The organism is Treponema sp. UBA7570 (assembly GCA_002477955.1).
Classification (GTDB): Bacteria; Spirochaetota; Spirochaetia; order Treponematales; family Treponemataceae; genus Treponema_D.
The window spans coordinates 587-10,056 of sequence record DLLE01000005.1; the positions used below are offsets into that span (position 1 = coordinate 587).

A 9,470-nucleotide genomic window follows, 5' to 3' on the forward strand; every position below is an offset into this window, starting at 1 on the left:
TGGAACAACGTTTTTATGCAGTTCAACAGAATTGACGAGAAAACTCTTGAGCCGCTTCCAAAGAAAAATGTTGATACAGGAATGGGACTTGAGCGCACAAACTGCATCTTGCAGGGAAAAACTTCGGTTTATCAGACGGAAGTTTTCCAGCCGATTATCGCTGAAATCGAGAAGCTTTCAAATTATAAGTATGGAACAGACGAGGAGAAAGACCGTTCTGTGAGAATTATTGCAGATCACAGCCGCGCTTCTGTTTTCATCATTGGAGATCCGAGAGGCGTTTCTCCGTCAAATGTCGGCGCGGGATATGTTTTGCGCCGCTTGATTCGCCGCGCAGTCAGGCACGGGATGAAGCTCGGAATCGAAAAGTCTTTCCTTGCTGAAATTGCTGAAACTGTAATTGAGAATTTCAAGGCGGCTTATCCTGAACTTGAGCAGAATTCTGCGAAAATCAAGCAGGAGCTTACAGCCGAGGAAGAGAAATTTCGCCAGACTTTGAAGAAGGGCGAGGCAGAATTCCAGAAACTTCTTCCGAATTTGATGAAAAATCCTAAAAAAGTGATTTCAGGAAAAGTCGCTTATAATCTTTATGAAACTTACGGCTATCCTCTTGAGCTTACTCAGGAGCTTGGCGCGGAGCACGGTTTTACAGTCGATGTTGAAGGCTTCAAGGCTGCTGAAAAAAAGCATCAGGAAGCGTCAAAAACTTTGGATGCGGGAAAAGCGAAAGGCGGCTTGGCTGAGCAGTCAGATGTCGCGACAAAGTATCACACTGCAACTCACCTTTTGCAGCAGGCTTTGGTCAATGTCTTGGGAGACGAGGTTGCGCAGAAAGGCTCGAACATCAACAACGAGCGAATGAGATTTGACTTTACTTTCAGCCGCCCGATGACTAAGGAAGAAATTCAGAAAGTCGAGGACATTGTAAACGAGAAAATCAAGGAAGACTTGCCTGTAACAATGGAGATTATGACTCTTGACCAGGCGAAAAATGAAGGCGCGCGCGCGCTTTTCTCTAACAAGTACGGCGAGCAGGTAAAAGTCTACACAATCGGGCGCGACCCTAAAAACGACTGGTTCTCAAAGGAAGTTTGCGGCGGTCCTCATGTTCAGCACACTGCGCAGATTGGCGATTTCAAGATTGTAAAAGAGCAGTCTTCATCGGCAGGCGTAAGAAGAATCCGCGCGGTGATTTCTGGCGGGCTTCCGCTCGATCCTCAGTAAATTGCGCAAAAAAAAAATAACAGCCTCTGAAAACGTCAATTTTTTTGGAGGTGATTTTTTATTTGAATGTAACTGGCTGTTTTGACAGTTGTTTATATTCGTTAAGTGTTTTTGGAACTTTTTAGTTTTTTCAAAAACCCTGCATGTTCTCGTTTTACAGAACAAAAAAGACAAGTTAAGGAAAGTTTATGAAACGTTTTGCACTTTGCGTATCTTTGATTTTAATGGCAGCTACAGGAGCCTTTGCTCAGACAGATTTACAGCCTCTTGCTACTGTAAAACTCAATAAATCAGAGACAATCACCTTAAAGCAGCTCAAGAATAGAGTTGAAATTTATGGAAAACAGAATGGAATTTCTTCTTTTACAGTTGATCAGAAAAAAGAAATTCTTAATGCGATGATTGATGAAAAATTGGTTGTACAGGCTGCGACAAAAGCAGGAATGGTTCTTACTGATTCTCAGGTTAATCAGTATTTTATGCAGAATGTAAGCCAGCAGTTTGGAAGAAATGTTACAGAAGCAGAATTTGAGGAAATAATAAAAAAACAGACAGGAAAATCTTTTGAGGATTACATGAAAAATACTGTAGGAATGGGAGTCGCTGAATACAAAACTTATTTGAAGAATCAGCTGATTGCCCAGCAGTATGTTTTGCAGCAAAAACAGGAAGAAATTCAAAAAGCTGCTCCGAGCGATGAAGAAATTCGTGCTTTTTATGAATTGAATAAGGCAAGTTTTGTTCAGAACGATATGCTTAAACTTTTCCTTGTGCTTTTTCCTAAAAACAATGATCCTGCTGCCGCAAAAACAAAGGCAGAAGCTATGTTGAAAGATTTTAAGGATAAAAAAATTACTACTGAAAAAATCAAGGCAAATGCAGCAAATTCAAAAGATTATCAGGGCGGAGATTTATTCATAAGCAAAACCGCTCAGCATGCTCAGCAGCTTGGCATTACATACAATGAACTTCTCGAACTTTTTGGAAAAGAAAAAGGATATGTTTCTTCGCTTACAGAAACAGAAAACGACTTTCAATTTTATGCGGTTCGTGCAAAGTACAGTGCAAAAATGCTTGGTTTGAGCGATTTAGTTCAGCCGGAAACGACAATCACTGTCTATGATTATATAAAATCTAATCTTACACAGCAGAAACAGAGCCAGGCAATGATTGCGGCAGTTCAAGACGTAACAAAAGCTCTTGATACTCCAGAAAATGTAGAAAGAAAGAAGACTGGTGCAGCTTTAGACAAGTTGCTTAATTGGTAATTTTACAGGAAAGATAAAGTGTCAAGAAGAAGAGGAAGAATTTTGGCTTTTCAGGGACTTTATTCCTGGGAAGTAGGCGGAATGCCTAAAGAAGATGTTCTTGAATTGTCTTGGGCGGATGGAGATTCTGAAAAAAATGCAGTTGATATGGAAACTGCAACTTTTGCAAGGGTTTTGATTGCCGGTGCGATTGAAAATCAGTCTCAGATTGATGAACGTATAAAAGAAAATCTTAAAGGCTGGGATTTTGCGCGTCTTAATAAGGTTACGCTTTCGATTTTGCGTATGAGCGTTTATTCTTTGCTTTTTCAGAAAGACGTTCCTGTTTCTATTGTAATTGACGAAGCGGTTGATATTGCAAAAGAATACGGACAGGATGATTCGTTTAAATTTATAAATGCGGTTTTGGACACTATTGGAAAATCCTGCAATTCTCAATCGTCAGAAAAATAATTTTGGTCTGCATATGAAGAAAAACTGGAAATTTTTGTCCAGCCGTAAGAATCTGGCAGTGATTTTTTTACTCACCGGATTCTTATTTTTTTCGTGTTCGCAGAGTTCAAATCAGTCGTCTTTTTTGTCTGCTCTTGATACTGTTGATTCTTTTATTCAACTTGGGCAGACTGACGATGCTTTAAAACTTTTAAAAAAAACTTCAAAATCAGCATACAGCGCTTACGCAAGAATTGGAATTTACCGGCGTTTTATGACGCTTGGAGAAAAAAAACTTGCAGAAAAGATACTTTCCGACAGTTTAAAGAAAATCCCCGGCAACAATGAGATTTCCGCGGTCTATTCTCATTTTTTGTTGCGAGAAGGGCGTTTCGACGAAGCTCTAAAAATTGGTTCCGTTTTGGAAGGCTCAGAATACGGTTCGATTTATGCGGAGGCGGTTTTAAAATCTCAAAAAGAAAAAAATCTTCTCTTGCCTCAGCTTTCCGGAATTTACGGCGACTGTTATTCTGCAACGGGAAACGAAAAATGGCTTGTAAACGCGGCGCTTCCGTTTTTAAAAGATGGAAACTATTCTGCGGCGGCCGCTTTGCAGAAATCGATTCAGAGTGATTTTAATTTGTTTTGGGCTAAGGTTCAGTTTGACGCAAAAAATTACGATTTGTGCGTTGAAAATTACGAAAATGCGCAGTTAAAAGGTTTTTCTGTTGAAAATTATGAACTGACAGATCTTGCAAGCGATGCTTTTTTTATGCTTGGAGATTACGATTCTGCAGAAAAAGAGCGCGAACGTTTGATTTTGCAGGCAAAAATTGAAAAAAATGCGAATGTTCCAGAACTTGTTTACGTAAATAGCGCGCTTTGGGCTTATAATGCTGCCCAATATTCAAGAGCATACGATTTATTGATGACAGTTATAATGCGTGATTCAAAAAATATTCCTGCCTTAATAACTTATGGAAAATTTGCTCGCGCGGATTCTGTATTGGAAAAGCAGGATTTGTTTGAACGGGAATTGAGAAAAACTTCCTTGCGCACATATTCGATGAAGCAGAAAGATGAGCGGCCGAAATTTTTGATAAGAGATGCAATTTTTAGAATTGAGAAAATGCTTGAATGGCAGAAAAAAAATGCGCAGACTTTGAGCGATGAGCTTTTGGTAGAAAAACTTTCTTTATGGCTGACTGAAAATTCTGATTTACCGCAAAAAAAAGTTGAAAGCGAAATATGGAAAAATCTCGAAATTAACGAAATTGAAAAAAATATGTATCCGCCGGCACTTTTGCATTTTGCCGTAAACGAATTCTTAAAGTTCGAAAAAAAAGAAGATGCCAGGCTTTTGTTCGAAAACTATTTGGACGCCCGCTATAAAATGAAAAAAACGGACTTGCAGGACGAAAAAGTTGAATATGATATTTTTGGCGGTGAAAAAACATATTCTGCTCCGCCAGTTCCTGATTTTGTAATAAGGGCGGCTTTTGGCGACAGGGCGGCGGATTATGCAAACACAATGGAAACTTGGGAAATTGAAACTGCCGCATATTTTGCCCTTCTTGACAATAATATTTCCGCCGCCCGCCGTCTGTACGAATATGCGCTTTTTGAAACAGGAGGCGCTCGAACGATTGAAGCTGACGGTCAGATTGTTTCTTTTAGCAGGCTTTGTGCTGTAAATTCGGCTGTTAATCTTGCTGTAATTTATGCTTCTGACGGTGAGTTAAAAAGAGCGCTGAATCTCTACGGACTTGCTTCTGGCAGAACTAAAGATAAAAAGTTAAAATCCAAAATTCTTTACAGAACCGCTCTTGTTCAAAACGATTTGCAGAATAAGGAAAGCGCAATTCTTTCGCTTGAATATGCCTTAAGCTTAAATCCAATGAATGCTGATGCAAGGCTTATGCTCAGAAAATTAAAATGACAAAAAAAAACGGTCATTGAGTTTTTCTCGAAATGACCGTCTATAACAAGTTATTCTACTACAGCGATGATGTCTGAGTTTTTAACGATTAAATAATCTTCGCCGTTCATTTTTACCTGAACACCTGAATATTTGTCGTACATTACACGGTCGCCCACTTTTACAGTGATTTTTTCTTTTTCTGTGCCAGGTCCAACAGCTTCTACTTTTGCAGTCTGTGTTTTTTCCTGGGCAGATTCTGGAAGAAGAATGCCTGATTTTGTTGTTGTTTCTGCTTTTTCTTCCTTGAGAAGAACTCTGTCCGCTAATGGTTTAAGTTTCATATATATAACCTCCAAATTTTTTTTAATCCTTGCTTTAAATATATAAATTTTGTCTCTTAATCGTCAACAAAAATCGTTTTAATTTGATTTTTTTTAATGCGTCAAAAAGACACAATGCTAAATTAAAAGCTTTTAACTGTATCAAAAAGAAACAATAAGAATTTTAAAAGAGGATTTTTTTACCCGAAAAATACGCCCCAGGGCCGGAAGGGAACGCAAGTTCGTCCGCAGGACCGAGGGTTACTGAGCCTGTAGGCACTGGTTTGAAGAAAAAAGAGAAGAGTAATCGGAAAAATTGCGTTTTTTAGCAAGATGTGGCGCCTAAAAAATAGTAAAAAGTTGGCACATTTCTTGCTAATATATAAGTGTAAAAAAATTAAAAATAAACATCGTTTCGGCGATTTTAATGTTGCATGATAAAAATTACAGTTTGCTCAAGCGTTGCTTTCTAAAACTGTGATTCTCGTCATCCGTGGCTCACCGCTAACGCGAAATTTTTAGAGGAGACATTTTATGACAAATTACGATGAAAACCTGGGAATTTATTTGAAAGAAATAAACAAAATTCCGCTCTTGAATCATGAAGAAGAAACAGAACTGGCAATTAAGGCTAAAAATGGCGATAAGGCTGCAAAAGATAAAATTATAAATGCGAATCTTCGGTTTGTCATAAATGTTGCAAAAAAATACCAGAATCGTGGACTGGAACTTGGCGATTTAGTCAGTGAAGGAAATATTGGTCTTTTGACTGCGATTGAAAAATTTGACGTTACAAAAGGTTATCACTTTATTTCATATGCTGTTTGGTGGATTCGTCAGACAATTTTGAAGGCGGTTTGCGAAAAAGGACGTGCAATTCGTATTCCAATGAACCGCATGAACGAGCTTGTTCAGATTGAAAAGGCTAAAAAACTTGTTCACGGCAAAAAGTCTGAAAGCGAAGAAATTGAAACGATTGCGAAAATGCTTGGCATGGAAAAACAGCATGTAAACGAAATGCTTGAAATTAACCGCGATATGATTAGTCTTGATGCTCAGGTTGAGAATAAAGACGGGGATATTGGTACTGTCGGCGACTTTGTAAAAGACGAAAAATATTCGAATGTTGATGAAAAGGTTATAACGGAAAATCTTCAGAAAGACATTGCGAATGTTCTTGGAACTCTTAAACCGGCAGAAGAAAAGGTTATCCGTCTTCGTTACGGTCTTGACGGTGAAAAACCTATGTCTTTGGCTCAGATTGGCGAAGAATGCAATCTTACTAAGGAAAGGATCCGCCAGATTGAAAAAACTGCAATCTGCCGTATGCAGCATCCTGTTCGTGCAAGACGGCTTGAGGCTTATGTTGCTTAACGTTTAGCTCGTTTTGTGGGCTTGAAGGTTTGTTGCTATTTTGCGAGAGTTTGGACGTATTTGAATGCGTCGGCTCTTGCTTTTGCCATAATTTGCTGGTCTTTGAAAAGATCGGCGAGCGCGAATGTCAATTCTCCGCTTTGTACGGTTCCGGTGATTTCGCCGGGACCTCTTAGTTTTAAATCTTCTTCGGCGATTGCAAATCCGTTGTTTGTTTGGCGGATTGCCTTCATTCGGGCTATTCCAGTTTCTGTTATATTTTTTGAATAGATTAAAAAACAGTAGGATTGTTCATTTCCTCTTCCGACTCTTCCTCTAAGCTGGTGGAGGGCTGCAAGTCCAAAACGATCTGCCTGTTCGATTACCATGCAGCTTGCGTTTGGAACGTTTACGCCGACTTCGACAACTGTTGTTGCGATGAGGACATTTATTTTGCCATTTTTAAAATCTTCAAGAATTTGAGACTGTTCGTCTTCGTTCATTTTTCCGTGAATTAGTGCGCATTTGTATTCTGGATAAACCTGGGTTTGGAGAAAATTGAATGCGTCTTCTGCGGCTTTTAATGCCTGTTTTTTTTGAGCACTTTCTTCAAATAATCCTTCGGTTGCGGAAAAATCGTTGTTTTCGGAAAAAATTTCTTCTTGCGCTTCGTTGAGTCCAATTGCCGGATAAACAAAATATGCCTGATGTCCTTTTTTTAATTCTGTCCGGACGGCTTCGTAAGCATTTGACTCGTTGCCTTCTTTTGTCAGGTAGGTTTGAATTGGCTTGCGACCTTCCGGCATTGTGCGGATTGTAAGAATATCTAAATCTCCGAATGCTGTGAGCGCGAGTGTTTGCGGAATTGGCGTTGCGCTCATCATAAGCAGGTTAGGTTCTGTAAGTTTTGCGTTTGAACTTGCGCGTGCCTTGTCTAAAATTGCGGATCGTTGCATGACTCCAAATCTGTGCTGCTCGTCGATAATTGCCAGGGCGAGATCCTTGTACTGGACGTTTTTTGAAAAAAGCGCGTGAGTTCCGATTACTAGGTTGATTTTACCTTCTTTTAAGGCTGTTAAAAGCTGAATTCTGCCTTTTGCGTTTACATTTCCGGTCAGATATGCAACAGAAACGTTTAAGGCTTCGAGTTCTTTTGCGGCATTTTCTGCATGCTGTCTGGAAAGAATTTCTGTTGGCGCCATAAGTGCTGCCTGACTTCCATAATCGATTACCCGGAGGGCTGCAAAAAAAGAAACGAGTGTTTTTCCGCTGCCGACGTCGCCTTGAAGAAGCGCCCTCATTGAAAACTGTCTTTGCTTCTGTTTTTTTGAAACTAGGGGAGAAGTTTCGTAGCTTTTGTCGATGTCGCAGTTCATCTGATAAATTACATTTTTTTGGTCTTTTGTGGGGGTAAATGAAAGCCGGTTTAAATATTGTTTTTGTCGTGGAGAAAGCGATTTTGTAAACTGTTCGTCTGAAATTTGCGGCTGGGCTTGGTCTGAATTTTGCGGTAAAAGTTCAATCGAAGGAAGAAATCCACGGTGCTCGATTGACTGTCTTGCTATTGCGCATTGAAAAAAGAAAAATTCTTCATATACGAGCGTTTTTCGTGCTTCGTTGTATTCGGCAGGATTTTGCGGATTGTGAATGAGTTTTATTGCGTCGCGTTTGTGCAAAAAATGGTTTTGAGAAATGAGATATTCCGGCAAATCGTCTTCGATTCCGAGCGCAAATTGCGAAATTGCGGAATTTACGGCTTTTCGGACAATTTTTTGGCTTAATCCTTCTGTCAGGCTGTAGACTGGAAAAATTTTGCTTTCTGGAGGCATTATGTTTTCGTAGTCCTGCAAATTTCCTTCGTCTGCGATTTTTTGCGCTTCAAAAGAAGATGACTGAAGTTTGCCGAACTTCGCTTCAAATTTGCCTGTTACGGTGATTATTGCTCCTTGCGGAAGTGTTTTTTCTAAAAACGGACGGTTAAATGCTACAAGTTCTGCGCTTGCTGTTCCATCGGTTATTATGATTTTGAGGGTTTTCATGTTGCCGTAGCCAAACCATTCGTGGCCTGTTACTTTTGCAATTGTGTGGACTTTTGAGAATTTTAAAGAATCTTTTAAGACTATTTTTTTTGTGCGGTCGTCATAAGTTCGCGGATAGAATTGAAGCAAATCTCCGGCTGTAAAAATGTTAAGATGCGAGAAAAATTCTGCTGTTTTTTTTCCAACTCCAGAAAGCGCGGAAATAGAATTTTTAATTTCGGAAATTTTCACTTTTGCTACCGTTTGTTGATCCGCAGATTTTTAGAATATTTTAAAAAGGAAGATGTACGAGAAGATTGCAGATTATTGCAATTAAAAAATCTGCGATTTTTACCGTAATCAGTGAAAATACAGTTGAAATTATAAGCGCTGTTGTAAAAGGAATGAATTTTTTTGTAAAAATTCCTGATATTTTGTAGGCGAATGGCGAAATCAGGCTGTCGAGCTGATCCCAAATCGGGCTGTAGGCGCGGTAACCGTTTTTGCGGGACATAAGGCGCATGATTCCCATTGCAATAAGGCGAATTATTAAAAGCACGATTAAAAATTTTGTGACCGAAGAGACTAGCGACCAGACAAGGCTGAGCACGATTGCCAGAAGATAGCCGACTGTTATTGGCTGTCCGTGCGAAAGGCTTGAAAGAATACCAGAAACGGCATAAAGGGCACAGAGCGCAAGTGCCGGACTAAAGTCAAGTCCGCGGAAATTTAAAAAGCGAATCTTTCTGAATATGTTGAGATAAGGGTCGCAGACAGAAGATAAAATTCTTCCGGCTGTTGAATAATTTGCCTTTGGAAACCAGGTTAAAAAAATTCTGATTAAACAGATGAAAGAATAAAAATTAACAGACATTGCAATAATTTGAAAAATATTTCTCATTTTATCTCCCGTAAAAAGTCAAGATTAAAACTT

At 39.3% G+C, this 9,470-nt stretch carries 8 protein-coding genes; 5 read left to right on the plus strand and 3 right to left on the minus strand.

Annotated features, from left to right (window positions below; all coding sequences use genetic code 11):
* The 4 genes from B4N75_RS00425 to B4N75_RS00440 form a co-directional block, all read left to right on the plus strand.
* On the plus strand, positions 1-1,224 hold a 1,224-nt coding region (locus tag B4N75_RS00425; protein WP_296706284.1), incomplete at its 5' end, for an alanine--tRNA ligase.
* Between the two features lie 188 nt (positions 1,225-1,412).
* A complete protein-coding gene (locus B4N75_RS00430; RefSeq protein ID WP_296024354.1) occupies positions 1,413-2,492 on the plus strand; it encodes a peptidyl-prolyl cis-trans isomerase in 1,080 nt (359 codons plus the stop codon).
* 18 nt (positions 2,493-2,510) lie between these two features.
* Positions 2,511-2,945, plus strand: a complete 435-nt coding sequence (nusB, locus tag B4N75_RS00435; RefSeq protein ID WP_296024351.1) for a transcription antitermination factor NusB — start codon at positions 2,511-2,513, stop codon at positions 2,943-2,945.
* Between the two features lie 124 nt (positions 2,946-3,069).
* The gene (locus B4N75_RS00440) at positions 3,070-4,863 is read left to right on the plus strand and encodes a hypothetical protein (protein ID WP_296694067.1); all 1,794 of its coding nucleotides are present in this window, start codon (positions 3,070-3,072) and stop codon (positions 4,861-4,863) included.
* 50 nt (positions 4,864-4,913) lie between these two features.
* On the opposite strand, the gene B4N75_RS00445 is transcribed toward B4N75_RS00440, so the two are convergent.
* Positions 4,914-5,186, minus strand: coding sequence for a co-chaperone GroES (locus B4N75_RS00445; RefSeq protein ID WP_296024347.1), 273 nt, complete (start codon positions 5,184-5,186; stop codon positions 4,914-4,916).
* 513 nt (positions 5,187-5,699) lie between these two features.
* On the opposite strand from B4N75_RS00445, the gene B4N75_RS00450 reads away from it, so the two are divergent.
* The gene (locus tag B4N75_RS00450; protein ID WP_296668549.1) at positions 5,700-6,539 is read left to right on the plus strand and encodes a sigma-70 family RNA polymerase sigma factor; all 840 of its coding nucleotides are present in this window, start codon (positions 5,700-5,702) and stop codon (positions 6,537-6,539) included.
* A 35-nt stretch (positions 6,540-6,574) separates the two neighbouring features.
* Here B4N75_RS00450 and recG read toward each other — a convergent pair whose 3' ends face one another.
* Both recG and B4N75_RS00460 read right to left on the minus strand, forming a co-directional pair.
* Positions 6,575-8,788, minus strand: coding sequence for an ATP-dependent DNA helicase RecG (recG, locus tag B4N75_RS00455; RefSeq protein ID WP_296706286.1), 2,214 nt, complete (start codon positions 8,786-8,788; stop codon positions 6,575-6,577).
* A gap of 40 nt (positions 8,789-8,828) precedes the next feature.
* On the minus strand, positions 8,829-9,437 hold the full coding sequence (locus tag B4N75_RS00460; RefSeq protein ID WP_296668546.1) for a YggT family protein: 609 nt from the start codon (positions 9,435-9,437) through the stop codon (positions 8,829-8,831).
* Between the last annotated feature and the right edge of the window lie 33 nt (positions 9,438-9,470).

What these genes read in the sequence shown, in the direction of transcription:
- B4N75_RS00430 (WP_296024354.1), top strand. Translation starts at nt 1,413, where the DNA reads ATGAAACGTTTTGCACTTTGCGTATCTTTGATTTTAATGGCAGCTACA.
- B4N75_RS00445 (WP_296024347.1), bottom strand. Translation starts at nt 5,186, where the DNA reads ATGAAACTTAAACCATTAGCGGACAGAGTTCTTCTCAAGGAAGAAAAA.
- B4N75_RS00450 (WP_296668549.1), top strand. Translation starts at nt 5,700, where the DNA reads ATGACAAATTACGATGAAAACCTGGGAATTTATTTGAAAGAAATAAAC.
- B4N75_RS00460 (WP_296668546.1), bottom strand. Translation starts at nt 9,437, where the DNA reads ATGAGAAATATTTTTCAAATTATTGCAATGTCTGTTAATTTTTATTCT.